The 24,413-nt window shown below is 46.0% G+C and carries 23 protein-coding genes; 16 read left to right on the top strand and 7 right to left on the bottom strand.

All coding sequences use genetic code 11. The features are described from left to right. Positions 1-37: 37 nt before the first annotated feature. Positions 38-628 (bottom strand): TIGR04211 family SH3 domain-containing protein, encoded by a 591-nt coding sequence (locus tag AAEU32_RS08080; RefSeq protein ID WP_421970016.1) that lies wholly within the window; start codon positions 626-628, stop codon positions 38-40. A gap of 200 nt (positions 629-828) precedes the next feature. On the opposite strand from AAEU32_RS08080, the gene AAEU32_RS08085 reads away from it, so the two are divergent. Together AAEU32_RS08085 and AAEU32_RS08090 are read left to right on the top strand one after the other, a co-directional pair. Beyond that, complete coding sequence (locus AAEU32_RS08085) at positions 829-2,352, top strand: CYTH and CHAD domain-containing protein (protein ID WP_421970017.1); 1,524 nt, start codon at positions 829-831, stop codon at positions 2,350-2,352. Further along, complete coding sequence (locus AAEU32_RS08090; RefSeq protein ID WP_421970018.1) at positions 2,312-3,019, top strand: START domain-containing protein; 708 nt, start codon at positions 2,312-2,314, stop codon at positions 3,017-3,019. The genes AAEU32_RS08085 and AAEU32_RS08090 overlap by 41 nt, the downstream gene beginning before the upstream one ends. Positions 3,020-3,044: 25 nt before the next feature. Here the strand turns inward: AAEU32_RS08090 and metK are convergent, their stop codons facing one another. Further along, positions 3,045-4,196 (bottom strand): methionine adenosyltransferase, encoded by a 1,152-nt coding sequence (gene metK / locus AAEU32_RS08095; RefSeq protein ID WP_421970019.1) that lies wholly within the window; start codon positions 4,194-4,196, stop codon positions 3,045-3,047. A gap of 321 nt (positions 4,197-4,517) precedes the next feature. On the opposite strand from metK, the gene tkt reads away from it, so the two are divergent. After that, a complete protein-coding gene (gene tkt, locus AAEU32_RS08100) occupies positions 4,518-6,509 on the top strand; it encodes a transketolase (RefSeq protein ID WP_421970020.1) in 1,992 nt (663 codons plus the stop codon). Between the two features lie 65 nt (positions 6,510-6,574). Here the strand turns inward: tkt and AAEU32_RS08105 are convergent, their stop codons facing one another. The 4 genes from AAEU32_RS08105 to gpmM form a co-directional block, all read right to left on the bottom strand. After that, on the bottom strand, positions 6,575-7,321 hold the full coding sequence (locus AAEU32_RS08105) for a divergent polysaccharide deacetylase family protein (protein ID WP_421970099.1): 747 nt from the start codon (positions 7,319-7,321) through the stop codon (positions 6,575-6,577). A 115-nt stretch (positions 7,322-7,436) separates the two neighbouring features. Next, entirely contained in the window at positions 7,437-8,651 is a 1,215-nt protein-coding gene (locus tag AAEU32_RS08110) for a S41 family peptidase (protein WP_421970021.1), read from the bottom strand. A gap of 31 nt (positions 8,652-8,682) precedes the next feature. Further along, entirely contained in the window at positions 8,683-9,834 is a 1,152-nt protein-coding gene (locus AAEU32_RS08115) for a murein hydrolase activator EnvC family protein (RefSeq protein WP_421970022.1), read from the bottom strand. A 16-nt stretch (positions 9,835-9,850) separates the two neighbouring features. Continuing rightward, positions 9,851-11,386, bottom strand: coding sequence for a 2,3-bisphosphoglycerate-independent phosphoglycerate mutase (gene gpmM / locus AAEU32_RS08120; protein ID WP_421970023.1), 1,536 nt, complete (start codon positions 11,384-11,386; stop codon positions 9,851-9,853). A gap of 167 nt (positions 11,387-11,553) precedes the next feature. Between gpmM and AAEU32_RS08125 the strand changes: the two genes are divergently transcribed. From AAEU32_RS08125 to AAEU32_RS08185, 13 genes are all read left to right on the top strand, one after another. After that, the gene (locus tag AAEU32_RS08125) at positions 11,554-11,985 is read left to right on the top strand and encodes a rhodanese-like domain-containing protein (protein WP_421970024.1); all 432 of its coding nucleotides are present in this window, start codon (positions 11,554-11,556) and stop codon (positions 11,983-11,985) included. A gap of 19 nt (positions 11,986-12,004) precedes the next feature. Then, the gene (grxC, locus tag AAEU32_RS08130) at positions 12,005-12,262 is read left to right on the top strand and encodes a glutaredoxin 3 (RefSeq protein WP_421970025.1); all 258 of its coding nucleotides are present in this window, start codon (positions 12,005-12,007) and stop codon (positions 12,260-12,262) included. Positions 12,263-12,322: 60 nt separating this feature from the next. Further along, a complete protein-coding gene (secB, locus tag AAEU32_RS08135) occupies positions 12,323-12,805 on the top strand; it encodes a protein-export chaperone SecB (RefSeq protein ID WP_421970026.1) in 483 nt (160 codons plus the stop codon). Between the two features lie 3 nt (positions 12,806-12,808). Then, a complete protein-coding gene (gene gpsA, locus AAEU32_RS08140; RefSeq protein ID WP_421970027.1) occupies positions 12,809-13,819 on the top strand; it encodes an NAD(P)H-dependent glycerol-3-phosphate dehydrogenase in 1,011 nt (336 codons plus the stop codon). A 111-nt stretch (positions 13,820-13,930) separates the two neighbouring features. After that, positions 13,931-14,188 carry a hypothetical protein gene (locus tag AAEU32_RS08145; RefSeq protein WP_421970028.1) on the top strand — a complete coding sequence of 86 codons (258 nt, stop codon included), beginning with the start codon at positions 13,931-13,933 and terminating at the stop codon, positions 14,186-14,188. A 40-nt stretch (positions 14,189-14,228) separates the two neighbouring features. After that, the gene (ampD, locus tag AAEU32_RS08150) at positions 14,229-14,801 is read left to right on the top strand and encodes a 1,6-anhydro-N-acetylmuramyl-L-alanine amidase AmpD (RefSeq protein WP_421970029.1); all 573 of its coding nucleotides are present in this window, start codon (positions 14,229-14,231) and stop codon (positions 14,799-14,801) included. An 18-nt stretch (positions 14,802-14,819) separates the two neighbouring features. Further along, positions 14,820-15,668, top strand: coding sequence for a beta-lactamase regulator AmpE (gene ampE, locus AAEU32_RS08155; protein WP_421970030.1), 849 nt, complete (start codon positions 14,820-14,822; stop codon positions 15,666-15,668). A 199-nt stretch (positions 15,669-15,867) separates the two neighbouring features. After that, positions 15,868-16,893, top strand: a complete 1,026-nt coding sequence (gene epd, locus AAEU32_RS08160; protein ID WP_421970031.1) for an erythrose-4-phosphate dehydrogenase — start codon at positions 15,868-15,870, stop codon at positions 16,891-16,893. Positions 16,894-16,920: 27 nt separating this feature from the next. After that, positions 16,921-18,096, top strand: a complete 1,176-nt coding sequence (locus tag AAEU32_RS08165) for a phosphoglycerate kinase (protein WP_421970032.1) — start codon at positions 16,921-16,923, stop codon at positions 18,094-18,096. Positions 18,097-18,236: 140 nt separating this feature from the next. Beyond that, positions 18,237-19,301, top strand: coding sequence for a class II fructose-bisphosphate aldolase (gene fba / locus AAEU32_RS08170; protein WP_421970033.1), 1,065 nt, complete (start codon positions 18,237-18,239; stop codon positions 19,299-19,301). Between the two features lie 551 nt (positions 19,302-19,852). Then, positions 19,853-20,542, top strand: coding sequence for a phosphate regulon transcriptional regulator PhoB (gene phoB, locus AAEU32_RS08175; protein WP_421970034.1), 690 nt, complete (start codon positions 19,853-19,855; stop codon positions 20,540-20,542). Positions 20,543-20,621: 79 nt separating this feature from the next. Beyond that, complete coding sequence (gene phoR, locus AAEU32_RS08180) at positions 20,622-21,953, top strand: phosphate regulon sensor histidine kinase PhoR (RefSeq protein ID WP_421970035.1); 1,332 nt, start codon at positions 20,622-20,624, stop codon at positions 21,951-21,953. Positions 21,954-22,041: 88 nt separating this feature from the next. Then, a complete protein-coding gene (locus tag AAEU32_RS08185) occupies positions 22,042-23,010 on the top strand; it encodes a PstS family phosphate ABC transporter substrate-binding protein (protein ID WP_421970036.1) in 969 nt (322 codons plus the stop codon). A gap of 63 nt (positions 23,011-23,073) precedes the next feature. On the opposite strand, the gene argE is transcribed toward AAEU32_RS08185, so the two are convergent. Continuing rightward, complete coding sequence (argE, locus tag AAEU32_RS08190; RefSeq protein WP_421970037.1) at positions 23,074-24,219, bottom strand: acetylornithine deacetylase; 1,146 nt, start codon at positions 24,217-24,219, stop codon at positions 23,074-23,076. Positions 24,220-24,413: the final 194 nt, after the last annotated feature.

Here is a 24,413-nt window from a genome sequence, read left to right on the forward strand (position 1 = left end):
AGCGCCTCAGCGCTCTTTTAACTCAATGCAATGTCAATCACGCCCAACCGTCATAGCGCTTTCTGCGCGATAAGAAGATTGTGAGGATGACACCTAATAACAAACTGATCAGCGCAATCGCTCCGCCGTAAGTAAGAAGTTGGCGCTTTTCTTTTGCTTGCATACTTTGTTGCTTTGTTTGCACCGCATCACGCGCTGCAATAGCTTCTGCAAGCTGGTCTTGTAATTGCTGGTTTTGAGTTTGTAAGTCAGTGTTAAGTGATTGCAGCTCAGGAATTTGCGCCTGTGCATCACGCAATGTTTGCTGCGTGCTAGCAAGCTGTTCACCTAGCTGTTCAAATTTCACTTTTAGGCTTTGGCCTTGGTTTATAAATTGAGACTCTACCCAGCCTTGGCGCTCTTTGTCGTCAACAATTTCGTAAAAACCGTTCGTTTCAGTCCCTGTTACAAGCTGCACTTGTGTACCCGCATTCACGGAGCCAAGAATACGGTAGTTTTTTCCTGCACCAGAGTGCATAAAAATATAAAGCTCGTCACTGATATATGCAGTACTAGACTCGGCATAGGCTTGTTTGGCGAAAAAGGCGCTTGAAAATACTATAAGCGCAATACTCAGGTGTTTTAGCATGTCACTAAACCTTGGTTACTTAATTTTGATAATTATTGAGGAATAGTATTGGCTGGCGGGGGGAATGGCAAGGGCGATTTTGTAATCCAACACCTTAACTTTACGGTTAATTACAGGTTCAGAATGTGCAAAAAGTTTGCATTCGAAAGCGGCTTTAGTTAAGTTGTCTTCTTGTCGATTCCATTGGTCTTTTCGAGCGTATGGACACTGAAATAGAACTTAAATTTTTAGTTTCTGAGGCGGTTATTCCGTCAATTCCTGCACTAATCACGCAGTTTGCCAACACTGTTACCAACAAACCTTCGCGTAACCTGCAAAATGCCTATTTTGATACCCCAAGCCGAGAGTTAAGAGCGCTTGATATTGGTTTGCGTACCCGCTGCTGTGATGGGCAGTGCGAGCAAACCATCAAACTTGCGGGTGAAAATGTTGGTGGCCTACACCAGCGTCCAGAATTTAATTTACCCATTGAAGGGAATCGTCCCGAGTTAGCCAATTTTGACGCCAACATTTGGCCCCATGGCGTACAAGTTGATGTTATTGCTGAGAATCTTTACCCATTATTTAGCACTAATTTTATCCGCCGCACTTGGCTGGTGGAAACGCAGTCAGGCACGCTCATTGAAGTGGTGCTTGATAAGGGAGAAGTGTCGGCGAATGCGCACGTCGAGCCGATTTGTGAACTTGAGATAGAGCTGATCAAAGGGGATCGCAGTGAATTGTTCTCGCTTGCTGAAAAACTCATTGAGAACCTGCCGTTACGCATGGGGTTGTATTCAAAAGCAGCGCGCGGATATCGCTTGGCAGATGATCAACCATTAACTGCAAGCAAAGTCATCGAAATGGTCGGATTGACCAACGAAGATTCTCAAGAGCGAGCGCTTGAGAAGTGTTTAAGCCATGGCATTACGTTCGTGCAAAAACATGAAGAGTGTTACTTCCAAAAGCCTGCATTGAAAACCCTTAAGCGCGTCACCGACGGTGTGAGCTTAATTCGCCATAGCCTGTGGTTATTCAGTGATATTGTTGAAAAGCAGGCAACAGAGCGCTTACGTACTGAACTGAAGTGGTTACTCAATGAGTTGAGTTGGGTTGAAACCGCAATACAACTGAAAACCTTCACCTCCAAGAAGCATGCATATTACAAAAAAATCAATGCTGCTCCTGAGCTCGCGCAAGTGATTGATGATTTGAAATCAGTGCAGCCAAGTATTGAAGACGTGCAGCAAATATTCACCAGCAAGCGTTATAACCTACTGTTATTGGACTTGACGATTTGGCTTACTGAACGAGGCTGGCGCCAGTCATGGGGGCAACCGCAATTCCAAGCAGCAGAGCGTAATATTCACGATATCGCAGCGCATTTGCTGGAGTCAGACTGGCATGAAATGCGCGCGTTAGTTGATAACGAAGAGCCTTTGGCTGCAAAAGAGTACCTTGATTTGAAGCAGCGATTAGAGCGTAATTTACTCAGTGGTTGCTGCTTAGGAGCTTTGTTTAATGAGGATGCACGTATGAACTTTCGAGCTCCTTGGCTAGATATAGTACATGGCACATTTGAGTTGTTCACCCTGCATTATCTTGAGCAGTTATGCCAAGGCAAAGAGAGTGATGAGTTGGCAAAAATACAATCATGGCTGACACAGAAAACGGATAATTTACTCAGTGCAATGGAACAAAGCCGTGAAGCGACTCGCAATACTGAACCTTATTGGCGCGACTAGTGTCGCGCTGACTTCTTTTGCATCTATGGCTGCATCGCAGCCTACATGGCACACCTTTAAGAAAAATAACACCCTCCATATTCAGTACTCCAACACTGAGCAAGGCCATTACCATATTAAGGCGAAGGTGTTTGTCAAAGGCGCAAGCACAGCGCAGTTCATCAGTTTACTTTATGATACCGAACACGCTCCTAATTGGTTGGAGGGAGTTAAGCAGGTGCGTTTATTAACAAGCCCACAGCCTCACCATAATGTGGTCTTCACCCATTTAAACTCGCCTTGGCCTGTCTCTGACAGAGAGCTTTACACGCATTCATGCTACGAGCAATTGAGCGAAACACAGAATATGTTGACCATCAGAGCTATTAACCCCGCTGAGCCAAAGAGAAAAGGTACGGTACGCATAGTCGAATTGCAGGCTTCTTGGCACATAGCACAACAAGATGAGGGGTTGGCGTTGGAATATCAGGTAGAAGCAGACCCTGGTGGCGCAATTCCTACATGGGTAAGTAATAAGGTGTCGCTTAAAAGTGTTTATAAAACCCTGACCAATCTGAGTGGCACATTAGCGAGTACCGAGGTTTTGTCGCCTTTGCCGTTGCGCTCGGGAAATTGCGATGACTTCGTTGATAGCGAAATTAACGAATACAAAAAAAGCGCTCAGTGAGCGCTTTTTTCATGTAATGCGGCAATTATAGGCCAGCATCTGCACGAAGTGCTTCGGCTTTGTCTGTCGCTTCCCATGGGAATTCATCACGACCGAAGTGACCGTATGCTGCAGACGGTTGGTAAATTGGACGCTCAAGGTCAAGCATCTGAATTAGACCGTATGGACGTAGGTCGAAGTGCTTACGAATAAGCTCAATCATGCGCGCTTCGTCTAGTTTGCCTGTGCCGAATGTTTCAACGCTGATAGATGTTGGCTCTGCAACACCGATAGCGTAAGAAACTTGGATTTCACAGCGATCAGCAAGACCAGCGGCAACGATGTTTTTCGCTACATAACGCGCTGCATAAGCTGCTGAACGGTCAACTTTTGATGGATCTTTACCAGAGAACGCACCACCACCGTGACGAGCCATACCACCGTATGTATCAACGATGATCTTACGGCCAGTTAGACCACAGTCACCCATTGGGCCACCGATAACGAAACGGCCAGTTGGGTTGATAAAGAACTTAGTCGCAGAAGTGATTAGCTCAGCAGGTAGCGTTGGCTTGATGATTGTTTCCATCACCGCTTCTACAAGGTCATCTTGAGAAATAGTGTCACAGTGCTGAGTTGAAAGCACAACTGCATCGATGCCCACTGCTTTGCCATTTTCGTATGCAAATGTCACCTGAGACTTAGCGTCTGGACGAAGCCACGGTAACTCGCCGCTCTTACGAACCTGCGCTTGGCGCTGAACTAGGCGGTGTGAATACGTGATTGGAGCAGGCATTAGTACGTCAGTTTCGTTACATGCGTAACCAAACATTAGGCCTTGGTCACCGGCACCTTGATCTTCAGGACGTGCACGGTCAACACCTTGGTTGATGTCAGGAGACTGCTTACCAATAGTGTTCAAAATGGCACATGAATCTGCATCGAAGCCCATGTCTGAGTGTGTGTAGCCAATTTCACGTACTGTTTTACGTGTTAGCTCTTCGATATCAACCCACGCGCTTGTTGTGATCTCACCACCAACCATTACCATGCCGGTTTTAACGTAAGTTTCACACGCAACGCGCGCGTGCGGGTCTTGTTCTAAGATTGCATCTAGAACCGCATCTGAGATTTGGTCAGCGATTTTATCCGGGTGTCCTTCAGACACTGACTCAGAAGTAAATAAATGTTTTGCCATTAGATTTTTTCTCATAAGTCTCGCGCTTCCCATACACGTCACCATTACCGGGCGCAGCGCTGCATAAAAATAAGGCGCGTATTCTAGCTAAATGATCGCACCTTGCCTAGCAATTTTACGCCTAGACGTCCAAATTACTTATTTGTTCCTATTTGGCGATTTAATATGAGTAATTCTAAAGTCGCCTAAGTTGCCGCCAACTTTTATTTGCAGGGGGCGTATGAATAAGTAAGAATGGGCCTTCATTCTATACTTCGCACATTTGCTAGCATGAGCAGTGCGGAGCTTTCAGCGCAAATACATTTAAAGGTAGGAGAATTCATGCCATCTCGCAAAGAACTAGCAAACGCCATCCGTGTTTTGTCTATGGACGCCGTGCAGCAAGCTAAATCAGGTCACCCAGGAGCCCCTATGGGTATGGCTGACATCGCAGAAGTGCTGTGGCGCGACTATTTAAAACACAACCCGACAAACCCTAACTGGGCTGATCGTGATCGATTTATCCTATCGAATGGCCACGGTTCTATGCTGATTTATTCATTGTTGCATTTGAGTGGCTATGACCTACCAATGGAAGAAATTAAAAACTTCCGTCAATTACATTCAAAAACACCAGGTCACCCAGAGTATGGGTATGCACCAGGTGTCGAAACCACTACGGGCCCACTAGGGCAGGGGATCACTAACGCGGTAGGTATGGCTATTGCTGAAAAAGCCCTTGGAGCACAATTTAACCGCGCTGGACACGATATTGTTGATCACTACACCTATACCTTCTTAGGTGATGGGTGTTTGATGGAAGGTATCTCTCACGAAGCATGTTCGCTTGCAGGTACTCTTGGCTTAGGTAAGTTGATTGCGTTTTGGGATGATAACGGCATCTCAATCGACGGTGAAGTTGAAGGCTGGTTCAGCGATGATACACCAGCACGCTTCGAGTCATATGGCTGGCATGTGGTGCGTGGTGTTGATGGTCACGACAGTGACGCTATCCGCGCAGCGATTGAACAAGCTCGTGCAACATCAGACAAGCCAACGCTTATTTGTTGTAAAACAGTCATTGGTTATGGTTCACCAAACAAGTCAGGTAGCCACGATTGTCACGGTGCTCCTCTAGGTGATGATGAAATTAAAGCAGCACGCGAATTCCTTGGGTGGGAGCATGCACCATTTGTGATCCCACAAGATGTTTACAGCGAGTGGGATGCAAAAGAAGCTGGCCAACAACAAGAGCAAAGTTGGAATGACAAATTCGCAGCATATAAAGCAGAGTTTCCAGAACTAGCCGCTGAGTTTGAGCGCCGTCAAAACGGTGAGCTACCAGCTGATTGGGCGCAGAAGTCACAAGATTACATTGAGCAGCTACAGGCAAATCCTGATAATCCAGCAACGCGTAAAGCATCACAAAATGCACTAAATGCGTTTGGTTCAATGCTTCCTGAGTTTATGGGTGGCTCTGCGGATCTTGCCGGTTCTAACCTGACACTATGGAGTGGCTCAAAAGGATTAACTAAAGACGATGCATCTGGTAACTACGTATTCTACGGTGTGCGTGAGTTCGGTATGTCGGCGATTATGAATGGTATTGCACTACACAAAGGTTTCATTCCTTACGGTGCAACATTCTTAATGTTTATGGAGTATGCACGTAACGCAGTGCGTATGGCGGCATTAATGAAAACGCCAAGCATCTTTGTTTACACTCACGACTCAATCGGTTTGGGTGAAGATGGTCCGACGCACCAGCCAGTAGAGCAAATGGCGAGCCTACGCTATACACCAAATCTTGTGAACTGGCGTCCATGTGACCAAGTTGAGTCCGCTATCGCATGGCAACAAGCAATTGAGCGTAAAGATGGCCCAACATCATTGGTATTTACTCGCCAAGGTCTAGCGCAACAGCCTCGCACCGCAGAGCAACTTGCCAATGTGAAAAAGGGCGGTTATGTGTTGAGCTGTGATGGTGCGCCTGAAGTGATCTTAATTGCAACGGGTTCGGAAGTGCAGCTGGCGGTTGATGCTGCTGAGCAACTGCGCAGCGAAGGCAAGAAAGTACGCGTAGTGTCTATGCCATCAACAGATTTATTTGATGCTCAAGACGCACAATACAAAGAGTCAGTGCTGCCGTCATCAGTGACACGTCGTGTTGCCGTTGAAGCAGGCATTGCGGATTTCTGGTACAAGTATGTTGGCTTGAACGGCAAGGTAATTGGTATGAACACCTTCGGTGAATCAGCACCAGCTGGTGAACTATTCAAGCTATTCGGCTTTACTGTTGAGAATGTGGTTGCGGCGGCGAATAGCCAGTTTTAATCCCATATAAATCAACACTAAAAAACCCGCGAATATCGCGGGTTTTTTGTTTCTAAAGCATGGTATCAGTCGCTGCTTAGCGAGGTCGTTTTAGCTTGTGCTAGACGTAGAGAGCGAGCCTGTACGAGTTCAGATAACGGCACAAGCTCAATTCCTTCGTGTTCTAGTTCTTCAAGAGCCTGCGATAGAAACTCAAATGTTTCAGGGTAGGGGTGAGCGATAGCGACCGCATAGTCATAGCGCTTGGCAATACGTTTAAGCTGATCAAAGCGAAAGCGAAGTTGCTTTTGTGTAGTGATGTTATCAAGGAATACATGGCGAGCAATATTATCAACGCCATGCAAGCTAGCAACGGTTTGTGCCTTTGATTTAGGCGTGGTCTTACTGTCTAGAAAGTACAATTCATGTTCTTTTAATACTTCCATAGTCCAGTTCATGGGGGCATTTTGTTGCGTTAGCAGCGAGCCCATATGGTTATTAACGCCTTTAATGTTGGGCAGGCTATCAAGGGCAGTGCGCAACATAGACTGAAAGTCCTCTTTGGGCATATCCATTGTCAGAGCACCAGGCCCAAGCGTTTTGCCATCGAGCGCTTGCATCGGCGCATGAAGCATAATTTCTTTGTTTTTCGCTTGTGCTTGTTTAGCAAAGCGTTTGGCATAAGGAGTAAAGGGGAGAATTGAAAACGTCAGCTCGCCGGGAATATCCAATGCGGACATATCTTTCTTTTGATAGCCAATGTCGTCAATAACGATGGCGATTTTCTGGTTGGCTTGTGCTGGTAAGCTGAGCATGAGCACAAGCGCGGTCATCCATTTAAATTTGCGCACAGTAATGTGTATTCTTCTGTTGATGTAACAGTGATAGATACTCACCACTAAAGGCATAAAAACGCGGTGGTCTTATTCATCTATCACTGTTGTATTATTAGTATTGTTCGAGTAATTGCTGGGCTTTTAACAACTGTTTGTCTACAGAGGCCGTTAGATTTCTATCAGCACTTTTGCCCTGCGCTAAATTGATTATAACCTCTTTATTTGATTGAGAAAGAGGTGGTTGCAATATAGGCACATCAGGCGTAATCCCTGTGCCTTCGATGGATACACCAGCAGGTGTGAAGTATTTTGCGGTGGTTAATTTTAATGCACTGCGGCCGTCACCAAGGGGGATCAACGATTGCACCGAACCTTTACCATAGGAACGTGTGCCTACAACCGTTGCACGGTGGTTATCTTTGAGTGCTCCAGCGACAATTTCTGAAGCAGAAGCCGAGCCTTCATTGATGAGCACAACAATCGGCGCGCCTTCTAGGATGTCTCCAGGCTGAGCATCAAAACGCTGGTTTGCCTCAATGAAGCGCCCACGGGTAGAGACGATGGTACCTTCGGATAAGAATAAATCGGCTATGGCCACTGCACTGTCGAATGTGCCCCCTGGGTTGTCGCGTAAATCCAGTAGTAGGCCTTTGAGTTCAGTGGCATTTTTTTGTTGTAACTGTGCAATATGGCGCGCAACATCATGATAACTGTGGTTATTAAAACTATTGATGCGCACGTAGGCTATCCCCTTACCTTGCAACTCGCTGGCAACACTTTCAATGTGGATAGGTTGACGGGTCAGATGATATTGCAAGCGTTGCGAGTGCCCGGCACGGGCAATGGCAAGGGTGACTTCACCGTTTTCATTGCTATCAATCAAGGTCGAGACATCTTCCAGTGATTTATTGATAGTCGGCACGTTATTAATTGAAACAACAATATCGCCACTTTGCAGGCCTGCGGCATAGGCGGGAGAGTTAGGGAGCGCTGAAACTATAACGATATGTTCTTGACGCTTCTCTACTTCAATACCCAATCCCCGATATTCACCGTTGGTGACATCGAACAAACGTTTGAGTTCTTGCTCATCAAGAAACTCACTGTAAGGGTCCAGCTCTTTGAGTAAGTTGGTAAGTAGGCGATGATTCAGTTTATTGCGGTCGACTTCTTCCACATAAAAATGATTGATGTGAAAGAGTACCTCTTCTAGTTGGCTGTCCTTGGCCGAAACAACATGCGATGACAGGCACAGCAGCGCACTGAAAAACACTGCTGCGAGCTGTGGTAAATGCGTGGTAATACGTAAAGCCGAAGATGAGAACATTGGCTGCCCCTTAGGCGCAGCCGCTATTCACTTAGGAAGACGTGCACCATGTAGTTGGGTTAACGGCACGTCCCTTGTGACGTATTTCGAAGTATAGTCCAGGATCTGTTTGCCCGCCGCTCTGACCAACGAGGGCGATGGTTTCACCTTGATAGACTTGATCGCCAACATCTTTTAGCAATGCTTGAGCATGGCCGTATAGGCTCATATAGCCCTCGCCATGGTCAACAACCATGACCCAACCAAACCCTTTGAGCCAGTCGGCGTATACCACTTGTCCATCTTGGATACTGTTAATATTGCTCCCTTCTTTGGCGCCGATAACCACGCCTTTCCAGTTAAATCCGGGACGTTTTTTAGTTCCAAAACGATGCTTGAACGGACCGCGCGTTGGCCACGATAATTTGCCTTTACTGCTGCCCAAACCAAGCATAGCTATTTTACGGCCCTTACTTTGTTCTAGATCTGCAAGGGTCGAGATAAGCGTTTGCTCATTGTCTTTTAAGTAGGTAATCGAGTCTTGAATTTGGTTTAATTTTTGCTGCAAGGCAGCGACTTGTGATTGGCGCTGCTGTTTGGCAGCGATGAGTTGTTCTTGCTGCTCTTGCTCTTGGGCGCGCAGTTGCTCTAACTGTTTGCGGTTTTGGGCGAGGGCAAGCTGGTTTTGCTCGATCTCAGCCAATAGTTCACGAAGCGCATCGAGCTGAGACAGGCGCGCTTTGTTGAGATAGTCGTAGTAACTGATGGTACGCTCAACCTTGGCGGTATTTTGCTGGTTTAAGAGTAATTTAGAGTAGTCATGGCCACCGACCATGTAAGCGCTTTTTAATTGTGCGCCCAGTGCCTTATCTAAGACTTTGCGTGTTGCTTGTAATTCTTTGGCTTCGCGCTCGAGTGCTTGATGCTGTTTATTATTCTCTGTGATTTTGCTATCAAGGCTACGTAATTCTTTGGCATTGTTGGCGATGGCGCGCTCAGAGCGTTTGAGTTGTTGTTGTAATTCACCCAGAGAGTGTTGTTGGTTTTTTAGATTTTGTTGATTCTTTTTTAATTCTTTTTGGACTTCAGTGAGGTCTTGTTTTGTGCGATCTTCATTGGCTGTTGATGAATGCGTAACAAGCAAGAGCGCCGCGCATAAAAGCGACGCACTTGCTGTTGTGCATAGGTGTATAAACCTAAACATAATGTCACGTTATCCGTTATTTCAAACGCATAATCGGCGAACCTGTCATTTCTGCAGGTTGCTCCATACCCATAAGGTGTAACATCGTCGGGGCCACGTCACTCAAGGTTTTACCCTCTACAGCTTGGGCCTCACGGCCGACGTAAATAAATGGCACAGGCTCACTGGTGTGTGCGGTATGTGCTTGGCCAGACTTAGGGTCTTGCATTTGCTCAGCGTTACCATGATCCGCAGTGATTAAGGCTTCACCATCTACTTGTTCAAGCGCTTCAAGTACACGTCCAATACACGCATCGACCGCTTCACATGCTTTAACTGCAGCTGCAAATACACCTGAGTGACCAACCATGTCGCCGTTAGGGTAGTTACAGATGATCACGTCATATTCACCGCTGTGAATAGCTTCTACAAGCTTATCTGTCAGCAGTGCAGAGTTCATTTCCGGTTGTAGGTCATATGTGGCAACATCTGGTGAAGGAATAAGCTCACGACGCTCCCCTTCAAACTCTTGCTCACGACCACCACTGAAGAAGAAGGTAACGTGTGCGTATTTTTCTGTTTCCGAAATACGTAACTGCGTTTTGTTATGCTTGGCAAGCCACTCGCCCAGCACATTGTTCAAAGGTTCAGGTGGGAACGCCACAGGAGCCTTGATGTCAGCGGCGTATTCAGTAAGCATCACAAAATCTGATAAGGCAGGGACTTTCTTTTTCTCGAAGCCGTTGAAATCAGCGTCAACAAAGGTGCGCGTCATTTGGCGAGCGCGGTCAGCTCTAAAGTTCATAAACAACACGGTATCACCATCATTGATAGTGGCTGGCTGTTCGCCAATAATGGTTGCTTTGACAAATTCATCATTCTCGTCGCGTTCATAGGCCGCTTGTAGACCTGCAACAGCATTGGTCGCCGTGTATTGCGCTTCGCCCAATACCATCAGATTGTATGCACTTTCAACACGATCCCAGCGGTTGTCGCGGTCCATTGCATAGTAGCGACCTACTAGGCTGGCGATGCGACCACGGCCAACGCGTGCAAACGCGGCGTCAATTTTCTCTAGTGACGCTTGGGCGCTGCGAGGTGGGGTATCGCGACCATCTAAAAAGGCGTGCACGTAAATTTCTTTTGCGCCGCGCTCGGCTGCAAGCTCAATAGCCGCAACAATGTGGTCTTCATGACTGTGAACACCGCCTGGGCTCATAAGCCCCATCAGGTGAACCGCTTTGTCAGCTTTAACAGCTTTATCGACAGCATTAACTAGGGCTGCATTTTCGCCAAAGGTGCCATCGCTGATTGCTTTTGTGATACGCGTGAAATCTTGATACACAACACGACCAGCGCCGAGGTTTACGTGACCTACTTCTGAGTTACCCATTTGTCCATCAGGAAGACCAACATCCATGCCAGAACCAGAGATTAAAGTGTGTGGGCTATGCTGCCATAGTTTGTCTAAAACCGGAGTGTTGGCCGCTAAAATAGCATTACTCTCACTTTCTTCACGGTAACCCCATCCATCTAAAATCATTAATACGAGGGGCTTTTTAGGCTGAGTCATTGTCTCTCCTGTGATAACGCTGAAACATGTATCTTCAAGTGGTTTAGGTGTCTATCCTACCGTTTTTTAATCAATATCGCAGTAGAAAATATTTCATCAATTGGTAACTTAAAGGCAAGTGTGTATACTTGTGCCGCCCTCAAGGTTTGAACAACATAGTAAAGCGTATGGAACAATATATTGAATTTATCGGCAATCATCCGATCTTAAGCATTATCTGGCTGATAATTGTTGTAATGCTTGTTTCTGGATGGTTCAAAAGCAAGTTCTCTGCAATCAAGCAGATTAACCCGCAGCAACTCACTTTGTTAGTTAATCGTGAAAATGCGGTGATTGCAGATATTCGCCCGCAAAAAGACTTTAATAATGGTCGTATTGCTAATTCAGTGCACCTAAGTGCAGAAAAGGCGAAACAAAGTGACTTTGCAGAGCTTGAAAAGCACAAAAGCAATCCCATTATATTGGTATGTGCAACAGGTATGACAGCTTCAGGAATCGCTAACAACCTTACTAAATCAGGGTTTGAAAGTGTTTATATCCTCTCTGGTGGCATGCAATCATGGCAAAACGCTGGTTTACCTCAGGTATCTGGCAAGTAACCTTCATTGAGAGAAAGTTATGACTGATGTAGTGTTATATACCAAAGCTTATTGCCCATTTTGTCAGCGCGCAAAAGCGTTATTAGACAAAAAAGGTGTGACTTATACCGAGCATGACATTGGCTTACAGCCAGAACTACGCGACGAGATGATCTCGCGCGCTAATGGCGGATACACAGTGCCACAAATTTTTATCGGCGATATTCATGTTGGTGGATGTGACGATATGATGGCACTAGAAGCTAAAGGCGAACTCAACGCGCTATTGAGCGCATAACAATTTTTTAGCACAGCCGTTATCGGCTCTGCGATTACAGATAAAGTATTAGGATTTATGATGGAAGAGCAAAACCAAGGCGCAGCACAAGAACAACAAGCGCAGTTTTCAATTCAACGTATTTACACAAAAGACGTATCTTTCGAAACGCCAAACTCACCGGCTATTTTCCAAAAAGAGTGGAAGCCAGAAGTTAAGCTAGATATCGATACGCGTTCAAACAAGCTAGAAAATGGTATCTACGAAGTAGTGCTAGCGCTTACTGTGACTGCAACTATTGGCGAAGAAACTGCGTTCCTTTGCGAAATTCAACAAGCAGGTATTTTCGCTATCGGTGAACTAGAAGAGTTGCAAACAGCGCACATGCTAGGTGCTTTCTGCCCGAACGTACTTTTCCCATACGCTCGTGAAGCAGTATCTAACCTGGTTAACCGTGGTACTTTCCCACAACTTAACCTTGCGCCTGTAAACTTTGACGCGTTATTTGCACAGTACATGCAACAGCGTGCTGCTCAAGCGCAACAAGAACAAGCTGACGCATAAGCTATGAGTGCTACAGCACAATCAGCTGTGACTGTTCTAGGGGCGGGGTCTTATGGCTCCGCCCTTGCTATTTGTTTTGCACGAAATGGACACCCTGTAACATTGTGGGGCCGCGATCCCGCTCATGTTGAAAAGCTAGCCACAGAGCGCAAAAACGAACAGTACCTAGGCGATATCCCATTCCCCGATTCTTTGTCACTGGAAAGTGATTTAGAAACAGCGGTGAAAAGCAGTGACATCGTATTGGTCGTTGTGCCAAGTCATGCATTTTCTGGCTTGCTAAAAACCATACGTCCTATGTTGCTTGATGGCGCAAAGGTCGCATGGGCAACCAAGGGGTTAGAACCCAATACAGGGCGCCTGTTGCAAGACGTTGCAAAGCAAGAACTCGGTGATGATGTTGAACTCGCTGTGTTATCTGGGCCAACTTTTGCAAAAGAAATGGCGGCAGGTTTACCCACTGCTATTTCCGTGTCGGCAACCAGTGACGCGTTGTGTGAGCGCTTGTCGAGTCTGCTGCATTGCGGTCGTTCTTTTCGAGTCTATCGCAACAACGACTTTATCGGCATTCAACTTGGCGGTGCGGTTAAAAACGTTATTGCCATTGGTGCGGGTATTGCAGATGGTACAGGTTTTGGTGCCAATGCGCGTACAGCGCTTATCACCCGAGGCCTGGCGGAATTATGCCGCTTGGGCTGTGCCTTAGGGGCAAAGTCAGAAACCTTCATGGGCATGGCTGGCTTGGGCGATTTAATCCTCACTTGCACTGATAACCAATCACGCAACCGCCGTTTCGGTTTGGCGCTTGGCCAAGGCCTGGATGTCGAGGCTGCACAACAGCAAATAGGGCAGGTAGTTGAAGGGTATCGCAATACCAAAGAAGTGTACTTACTTGCACAACGCTGTGGTATCGAGATGCCTATCACTGAGCAAATATATAAAGTACTGTATGAGAACAAAGACGTTAAGCAAGCAGCAATGGCCCTATTAGGGCGAGAGCAAAAGTCTGAATAGCGTTCCTTAAAAGGTACAAGTTATTGATAAGGCACTACATTTTAATGTGGTGCTTTTTTTTTGAGCGGGTAAATACTATAGTTAATAGGTTAAGTTTGCAGGGCAGTCACAATGGCACAAGCTAAAAAGGACGATACCGAGCGCCGCAGTGGGCAGCGAACCTTCCGCGAGCATTATGCGAACCTTACTGGTGAGCAGATAGATAAAGTATACACACTCACCAAAATGGGGTTTGAACTCGAATTTGTTCGCGCTGACTCAGGTGAAAATCACATCGCCTTCATGCGTCGCGACTCGGAAGTCGTGAGTGTTAATTACTTTGGTGAATGTAACTTTGCACCCGATATCCCCTTGCGCAGCGATCCCTAGGTGATTACCATGGCCAAAACGAGCCACAGTTAACCACGATATGACCATTACCTCTTCAGGGCTGTATGAAAACGCAAAGCAGTTGCACAGCACGCATTATGATGAACGTCCTGAAAACGACATTTCTTTGCTTGTTATTCACTGTATTTCTTTACCGCAAGGGCAATTTGGCACCCCGTATATCGACGATCTTTTCTGCGGTCAGCTAGACTGCAATGCCCATGAGAGCTTCGCATCATTAGAGGGGGTACGCGTTTCTGCGCACTGCTTGATAGATAGAGCTGGCGCAGTGCGTCAATATGTGCCTTTTAGCAAGCGTGCTTGGCATGCTGGCGTGTCATCATTTGCGGGCAAAGCGCGTTGTAATGACTTTAGTATTGGCATCGAATTGGAAGGCACAGATAAAGGGCAATACACAGATGCTCAGTACCAAAGCCTTGCACAGTTGACACAAGCGTTGATGATTGCTTATCCAAAAATTACTCAAAATACCATTGTTGGTCACAGTGATATTGCTCCGGGGCGCAAGACTGACCCCGGGGAAGGCTTTGATTGGCGGCGATTTTTTCACCTTACATTTAAAGACAATTGCGATAGACTAAAAGAAGTTTAAGCATTCATTTGTATTACTATGACTCTGATTTCCATCATTTTTGCACTTATTGCTGAGCGCCTTGGTGCACGCTCTACACCTTGGCAAATCACCACCTACGCCACGTGGTATCAACGACACAGCTTAAATCTGTTGCGCCGTTTACATGGGTTGTCGCACCAAGCAGGGTTGCTCATGTGGTTGCTGATCCCAACGCTCATAGTTTTTGTTATTGCCAATGCCAGTGACTTTATTCTGTGGCAATTGTTGGTGAACACGGTCATTGTTCTCGTTTGCTTTGGCTGTGCAACCATGCGTGCTCATTACAAAGGGTACCTTAATGCGTTGTCGCGTGATGACCAAGAGGCGGCCACTTTGTACGCTATGCAAATGGGCCAAGTGCGTACTGAGCAAGAAGAACAAGGCGAAACGTTTGCGCAAACCTTGGCGTGGATAAACTTTCGCTTTTACTGTGCAGTGATTTTTTGGTTTGTGTTGCTTGGGGCACCAGGCGCGGTGTTTTATGCACTGGCACGCACATACTTAGATGTGAGCAAAGACGCCGAGCATGAACTAGCACATTGGCATCACAGTTTGATGCAAATGGTGCATTGGTTAGAGTGGCCAGCGGCACGTGTTGCGAGTTTTGGCTATTTGGTTATCGGTAACTTCTCGAAGGGGACACAGACTTGGGTCAAGCATGTGCTCGACTTTTCGGTATCCAATCGCAGCGTGATCACTGAAACGGCTTTGGCGGCGGAGCAAATAGAAATTGAGCATTATGGTTGTACTATCGAAGCGCAATGTATGATGCGATTAGTAAAACGTAATGTTATGTTTTTCCTAGCACTTATCGCAATCTTGACGCTGTTTGGCGGACTTTCCTAGGGAATAGTTAAGGGGCATTATGCCCCTGATATTGACCAATGACGCATCCTCTTTATTGTTTCTTTCATGGCACAATCTTGCCATAGACGGTTTTTATTTGTACTTGCCCCTTACACTCGCGGCGCGAGTCGATTACAATAGCGCCCATCATTCTTAGACCTGCGTCTGTTCACTTACTTTATGGCGGTAGTCTCTACATATGGCAATTAAGCTCGCGATAAATGGCTTTGGGCGCATTGGGCGCAATATCTTACGTGCTCTGTACGAGAGCGATCGCCGCGGTGAGTTTGAAATTGTTGCTATCAATGAATTAGCAAAGCCAGAAGGCATTGCTCATCTTCTCAAATATGATACGGCTCATGGCCGCTTTGCCTTTGATGTCTCATTGTCTGACAATGCTTTAATCGTCGATGGCGATGAAATAGCGCTGTACTGTGAGCAAGATGCCAGTGCCTTACCATGGCAACAGCACAATGTGGATGTTGTGCTCGAATGCACAGGTGTTTACCACTCTCGTGAACATGCACAATTGCACCTTGATGCGGGTGCTAGAAAAGTCCTGTTTTCACAACCGGCGGATGCCGACGTAGACGCGACTATTGTGTATGGTATCAATGATCATGAGCTCAATGCTGAGCACACCATTGTGTCGAATGGCTCATGTACGACTAATTGTATTGTTCCGGTTATTCAAGTGCTTGATGATGCCTTTGGCATTGAATCAGGTGCTATCACCACGATTCATGCATCTATGCATGATCAGCAGGTGATCGATGCATACCATGACGACTTGCGCCGTACTCGCGCAGCAAGTCAGTCGATTATCCCAGTTGATACCAAGCTAGCGCGTGGAATAGAGCGTATTTTACCTAAGTTTCATAGCCGCTTCGAAGCGATAGCTGTGCGCGTACCAACCATAAACGTTACGGCAATGGACTTGAGCGTGACGGTAAATACTGATGTCTCGCTAGATGATGTAAACCAAGCAATAGCTAATGCTGTGCATGGACGTTTAGCGGGAATACTTGATTACACAGAAGAACCACTGGTCTCGGTTGATTTCAATCACGATGCACATTCTTGCATCATTGATGGTACACAGACACGAGTCAGTCATAAACGCCTGATAAAACTATTAGTATGGTGTGACAACGAGTGGGGGTTCGCGCATCGTATGCTCGATACCTCTGCAGCGTGGATGCGACAAGCCGCATCAAAGCATTGATAAAACGTATAACTAAGGAGATAGAGAATGTCAGTCATCAAGATGGCAGATTTGGATTTAGCAGGTAAGCGCGTATTGATCCGTGAAGATCTTAACGTTCCTGTTAAAGATGGCAAGGTGAGCTCAGATGCACGTTTACGTGCAGCACTGCCTACTATTCAACTCGCGTTGGATAAAGGTGCTAAAGTGATGATTATGTCTCACTTAGGTCGTCCTACTGAAGGTCAGTACGATGAAGCATTCTCACTTGCTCCTGTGGTTGAATACCTTAATGACAAGTTATCGCAAGATGTACGTTTGGCTAAAGACTACCTCAATGGTGTTGACGTTGCAGATAACGAAGTGGTTGTATTTGAAAATGTGCGTTTTAACAAAGGCGAAAAAGCGAATGATGAAGCGCTTGCTAAGCAATTAGCCGCATTGTGTGACGTGTATGTTATGGACGCATTTGGTACCGCTCACCGCGCTCAAGCGTCAACCCATGGTGTTGGTATGCACGCACCTGTTGCGTGTGCAGGACCATTACTCGCTGCAGAATTAGATGCACTTGGTAAAGCCTTGGATAATCCAAAGCGTCCACTTGTTGCTATTGTTGGCGGATCAAAAGTATCAACTAAGCTGACCGTTCTTGATTCACTTTCAAACGTTGTTGATCAGCTTGTCACCGGCGGTGGTATTGCTAATACGTTCATTGCAGCGGCAGGTCATCCAGTAGGTAAGTCTCTGTACGAGCAAGACCTAATTGCTGAAGCGCAAAAACTAACAGATACGGCGCGCGCTAATGGTGGCGATATTCCAGTGCCAGTAGATGTGGTTGTAGGTAATGAGTTTTCTGAGTCAGCAGTGGCGCAATTAAAAGACGTGCAAGATGTGACAGACGAAGACATGATCTTTGATATTGGTCCAAATACAGCCAAGCAATTGGGCGATATTATTGCTCAAGCCGGAACCATTGTTTGGAATGGCCCTGTAGGTGTATTCGAGTTTGACCAATTTGGTAATGGTACACAAAGTATCGCCAAAGCGATTGCACAGTCTGATGCCTTCTCTATCGCTGGCGGCGGCGATACTCTTGCAGCCATTGATAAATATAATGTGGCTGATAAGATCTCGTACATTTCTACTGGTGGTGGTGCCTTCTTGGAATTCCTCGAAGGGAAAAAACTACCAGCGGTTGCTATGCTAGAAGAGCGAGCAAAATAACGAATTAACTTCAAGGCCGGCCTCTCACTTTGCCGGCCTTGTGTTACGAGCCAAAGGCTCATGTTTGGATTAATCCAAACACAAACATCCCGTTCAAAAACCCGATAGTCTGGTGCTATCAAAAATTGGAGATAAGCGAAATGGCTTTGATCAGTATGCGTCAACTTCTCGACCATGCGGCGGAATTTGGTTACGGCGTACCTGCCTTCAATGTAAATAACCAAGAGCAAATGCGTGCCATCATGGAAGCGGCCGACAAAACGAACAGCCCGGTTATTGTGCAAGGCTCAGCTGGTGCCCGTGCATACGCAGGCGCCCCTTTTATTCGCCATATGATTTTGGCTGCCATTGAAGAGTGGCCTCACATCCCTGTAGTAATGCACCAAGACCATGGTACGTCTCCGGCAGTATGTCAGCGCTCAATTCAACTAGGCTTTTCATCAGTAATGATGGATGGCTCATTGCTTGACGATGGTAAAACTCCTTCATCTTACGAGTACAATGTTGACGTAACACGTCGCACCGTTGAGATGGCGCACGCATGTGGTGTCTCTGTTGAGGGTGAGCTAGGTGTACTTGGTTCATTAGAAACTGGTGAAGCTGGTGAAGAAGATGGCATTGGTGCAGTGGGCAAATTGTCTCACGATCAATTGCTTACCGATCCTGAAGAAGCGGCTGATTTCGTTGCTAAAACAGGTGTTGATGCACTTGCTATTGCTTGCGGTACATCACACGGTGCATACAAGTTCACGCGTCCACCAACAGGTGACATTCTTGCAATTAACCGCATCAAAGAAATCCACAGCCGTATTCCTGATACGCACCTTGTAATGCATGGCTCTTCATCTGTACCACAAGAGTGGCTAGCGGTGATCAACGAGTATGGTGGTGAGATCCCTGAAACTTACGGTGTGCCAGTAGAGCAGATCGTTGAAGGGATTAAGCACGGCGTGCGCAAAGTAAACATCGACACTGATTTGCGTTTAGCCTCAACGGGTGCGATTCGTCGCCACCTAGCGCACAACCCTGCGAACTTCGATCCTCGTAAGTTCCTTGCAGAAGCAACAAAAGCAATGACTGACATTTGTGTTGCGCGTTATGAAGCGTTTGGTACTGCGGGTCAGGCGGATAAGATCAAGCCAATTTCTTTAGATGACATGCACATGCGTTATCTAAGTGGTGAGCTAGCACCTAAAATTAAGTAATTTTAGATAGTTAGTACAATAGAAAGCCTCGCATTATGCGGGGCTTTTTTAGATCAAGATTTTACCTATTCAGTATTGGAGTATGGGGATTCAAGCAACGCTCAGATCATCAACGTGCCACCAGTAATTTTTGTAACTGCATGATAAATTATACTTTATCAAAAAAGTGATGCACTGATCGGTTGGGATCAGAGTTTTATCAACTTAGGGGATTTGGGATCACTGTCGTACTAACTGTGTTGTCCACCAGTGACATTCTGATTATTTAGTAAACAAAAATCAGGGGGTTAGTTATTAGTAATACGCGTCACTTGGTATAAGAGTGATCCCAATGCAGATCGATTAGTAAAATACTGATCCCGCCAAGGAGGGAATCAGGGCACTCCCTAGTATAAAAGTGATCTAAACATGTGTGCTTAGTAAGATAGCGATCCGCGGATCGGTCTGCTATTTTTGCCAGTTTGAGTTATAAGGTATAGGCTTTCATAAAAATGTCACAAAAAGTACTAATAATGGCATGCGTTCATTAAGACCAATAAGAGATAAATGGAATGTCACGTAAAGTTCTTGTTGTTGATGATGAAGCACCTATTCGCGAAATGCTGGTGTTCGTCCTCGAGCAAAATGGGTATCAGGCAATAGAAGCACAGGATTATGACTCAGCGCTTGCTGCTATGGTTGAGCCATACCCAGATATGGTGTTATTGGACTGGATGCTTCCAGGTGGCAGCGGTATTCAAATAGCCAAGCAATTCAAGCAAAACGATCACACACGCAATATTCCGATCATCATGCTCACGGCCCGCGGCGAAGAAGAAGACAAAGTGCGCGGTTTAGAAGTGGGGGCTGATGACTATGTCACTAAACCGTTCTCACCCAAAGAATTGATGGCGCGTATGAAAGCCGTGATCCGCAGAGTGTCACCGACATCCCTAGAAGAAGCAATTGAAGTGCATGGTTTGCGGCTCGATCCTGTTTCTCACCGCGTAACATCTCAAGGTAGTGAGCTCGATATGGGCCCTACTGAATTCAAATTATTACATTTTTTCATGACTCACCCAGAGAGGGTTTACAGCAGAGAGCAATTGCTGGATCATGTTTGGGGTACGAATGTGTATGTGGAAGACAGAACGGTTGATGTACACATTCGTCGTTTACGAAAAGCTATCGCGCCGATGGGGCATGATCGCTTAGTACAAACTGTGCGTGGAGCGGGTTACCGCTTTTCAAGCAAAGTGTAGGGACATGTGGGGGCGTGATTATGGCATGCCCTAGCTGTTAATCAGCACAGCATCGTCATGCACGAAATAGAGATAATCTATGTATCGAGTAATTAATAAACGCACGCTAACAAAGCGTTTGTTTATGTACTTCTTACCATTAGTAATGATAGGTGTGCTTGTAGGCGCACCTTTTTTGCTTCTCTTTTTGGGCGCTTTAACGCTACTACTTTGGCATTATCGTCAGCTCTATCGTCTCAGTGATTGGCTTATTAATCAGCGCTCTTTTAATCCACCTGAAGGAGAAGGCGCGTGGGAGCAAGTCTTTGAAGGCATTTATCATTTACAACAACGTAACCGCAAAAAGCGCAATGAACTAGCTGATCTCATTCGTCGTTTCCGAGAAGGCGCTGAAGCCGTGCCTGATGCAGTTATTGTATTGCAGTTCGACTTCAGTATTGTGTGGTGTAACCAACTTGCTTTGCGTTTGCTTGGATTGCAATGGCCTGCTGATCATGGTCAGCGTATTGATAATCTTATTCGCCACCCTAAATTTAGTCGCTACATGCTTAAAGCTAAATATGATGAACCATTAGAGCTTGATGTGACCCACAGCGGCGAGCAAATTTTAGAATTCAGGGTCATGCCATATGCGCAGTCGCAAATAATGATGGTAGTGCGTGATATCACGCGGCTCAAGCAACTCGAGCAAATGCGCAAAGATTTTGTCGCCAACGTATCCCATGAGTTGCGCACACCATTGACAGTGGTTACAGGATATTTGGAAATGATGGATGCGGATAACATGCCGCCTCCAGCGATGTGGCAAAAGGCCCACACCACCATGTTAGAGCAGTGCCAACGTATGGATGCTCTGGTCAATCAACTTCTGTCATTGTCGCGTATCGAAGGTGCGCGTAAACATGACAATGACAAACCAGTAAATGTGCCCGCAATGTTAGAGTTGATCCAAACAGAAGCGCAATCACTGAATCAAGATAAAGGCCACACCCTCATCTTCGAAGTAGATCACGATCTCGATGTTATAGGCGCTGGCGAAGAGTTACGCAGTGCGTTTTCGAATTTGGTTTTTAACGCTGTGCATTACACGCCAGAGAGTGGAGAGATCATTGTGCGTTGGCAAACAAAAGGTGGTTACGCGCAATTTAGTGTCACCGACAATGGTGAGGGGATTGCGCCGGAGCATTTAAATCGACTCACTGAGCGTTTTTATCGTGTTGATAAGGCTAGAAGCCGAAAGACTGGTGGCTCAGGTCTAGGTCTTGCAATCACTAAACATGTGCTTACTCGCCATGATTCAACCTTACATATTGACAGTAAAGTAGGTCAGGGAAGCTGTTTTTGGTTTGCATTCGCACCGAGTTGGGTGGTGTCAAAGCCCAGCGATACCTTGCATTTAGTACAGTCATAAAAGTGTCATTTTTAAGTAATTTAACTGTCATTTTTCCCCTGCACAATGACCGCAGTTAAAACATGGGAAGAACAAATCGGAGAACCCAATGAAATTTAAAAACTTAGTTGCTGCAATGGGCGTTGCTATTAGTGCTCTGACTGCAGGTCAAGCAATGGCTACAGACAAAGCGATTCCTGAGTACGAAAAGACAAGTGGCATCTCAGGCAACTTTTCATCTGTTGGTTCAGATACACTCGCTAACATGATGACGTTCTGGGCAGAAGAATATAAGCGTATCTATCCTAACGTAAACATCCAAATTCAAGCTGCTGGTTCATCTACTGCTCCTCCAGCATTAACAGAAGGGACTGCTAACTTCGGCCCAATGAGCCGTAAAATGAAGTCTAAAGAAATTGAAGCGTTTGAAAAACGCCACGGTTACAAACCAACTGAGATTCGCGTTGCGATCGATGCGCTAGCGGTATTTGTACATAAAGATAACCCGATTGAAGGTCTGCGTATTGACCAAGTTGATGCGATTTTCTCATCAACACGTAAATGTGGTGCAGATTCTGAAGTGAATCGCTGGGGTGAGATTGGTCTTGAGGGTGATTGGGCTTCTAAAGACATTCAGCTTTATGGTCGTAACTCTGTATCTGGTACATATGGCTACTTCAAGAAGAAAGCATTATGTAAAGGTGACTTCCGTAACAACGTAAACGAGCAGCCAGGTTCGGCGTCAGTAGTACAGTCTATCTCGTCTTCAGTGAACGCGATTGGTTACTCTGGTATCGGTTACAAGACATCGGGTGTGCGCACTGTGCCTCTAGCTAAAAAAGGCGACAAGTTTGTTGACGCAACACTTGATAATGTAGCTACAGGTAAGTACCCACTATCACGTTTCCTATATGTTTACGTGAACAAGCACCCAAACAAGCCACTGTCACCAATCGATGCTGAATTCATCAAAATGGTGCTGTCGCAAACAGGTCAGAAAATTGTTGAAAAAGACGGCTATGTGCCACTTTCAGCACAAATGGTTGAAAGCGAATTGGCTAAGCTAGGCTTAAAATAATCTTTGAATCTTGTTGATTAACAAGCAAAGCCCCTCATCTGAGGGGCTTTTTTATACCTTGATTTACCAACAACTTCTGTGAATTAACTCTTTTATCATCTGTTGCGAGGGGACGATTCGCTCCATCGCCAAAAATTCATTAGGCTGATGTGCTTGGGTAATGGAACCTGGGCCCATAACAATCGTTTCACACCCCAATTGCGCGATAAATGGTGCCTCAGTGCAATAATTCACGGCCACGGCTTGTTGCTGCGATACGGACTCTGCGAGTTTCACAAGGGCACTGTCAGTGGTACCCGCAAAGGCAGGTATAGGCTCGTGCATGTCACGCACTTCAACACAGCCCGGATATTGCGTATTAATGTCTTTGGTGGCATCAAGTAACATTGCTTGTAATTCTGGGATGCTCAGCCCCGGTAGAGGACGCATGTCTAACTGTAATTCACAGCACCCGCAAATACGGTTTGCGCTGTCTCCACCATGAATATGCCCTAAGTTTAAAGTTGGATAGGGAATAGCAAAGTGCTCAATTGAATATTTATTCTTAAGTTCCTCTTTTAGCTTCAGCAAGTTTTGAATGACCAGATTCATCACTTCAATGGCATTGATGCCGCGCTCTGGATCTGAACTGTGACCACTCTTTCCAATGATACGAATTGCCGATGTCATATGACCTTTGTGAGTGAATACTGGCACCATGTCGGTGGGTTCACCAATGATACAGCGTGCGGGCTTTAAGTCTGGATATCTTGCAACTTCTTGCGCACCGGCCATGGTCGTTTCTTCATCGGCGGTCGCTAAAATTAACAGAGGTTGCTGTTGAGTGCTGCTATCAAGCTCTGCAATCGCATTGAGTACAAAAGCAAAAAATCCCTTCATATCAATACTGCCCAGACCAAACAGCTTGTTATCTTGCTCTGTTAGAGTAAATGGATCCCTATGCCAACGGCCTTCATCAAAAGGCACCGTATCTGTGTGCCCTGCGAGCATCAAACCACCGGCTCCTTCGCCGCGCTTTGCGAGCAGATTAAACTTGCCCGGAGCGCTTTCTAATTCAATGACTTGACACTCAAAACCGAGTGATTCACACCATGTAGCGAGGAGTTCGATAACGCCGCGATTGCTTTGACTTTGTTGAGGGTCAAGCGAACTAATCGAGGGAGAAGCAATAAGTTGCTTATATAGCTCAATAAAATCAGGGGTTAGCATAAATTTTCCAAATAATTATTCACAACTGTTGCATAACAATATAAATGCCTTTATAGTGAATATCAATTCACTTTTTTAGCATAAATATTGTTTGATGATTGGTTTTCTTCCTAGCATATCGCAACGACGATAGTTCGAGTACACATCCCTCACAGGGTGTGTACTCACTTTTTTTTCGTCGGGCTTCCCGCCTG

This window comes from Pseudoalteromonas maris (genome assembly GCF_049257235.1).
Classification (GTDB): Bacteria; Pseudomonadota; Gammaproteobacteria; order Enterobacterales; family Alteromonadaceae; genus Pseudoalteromonas.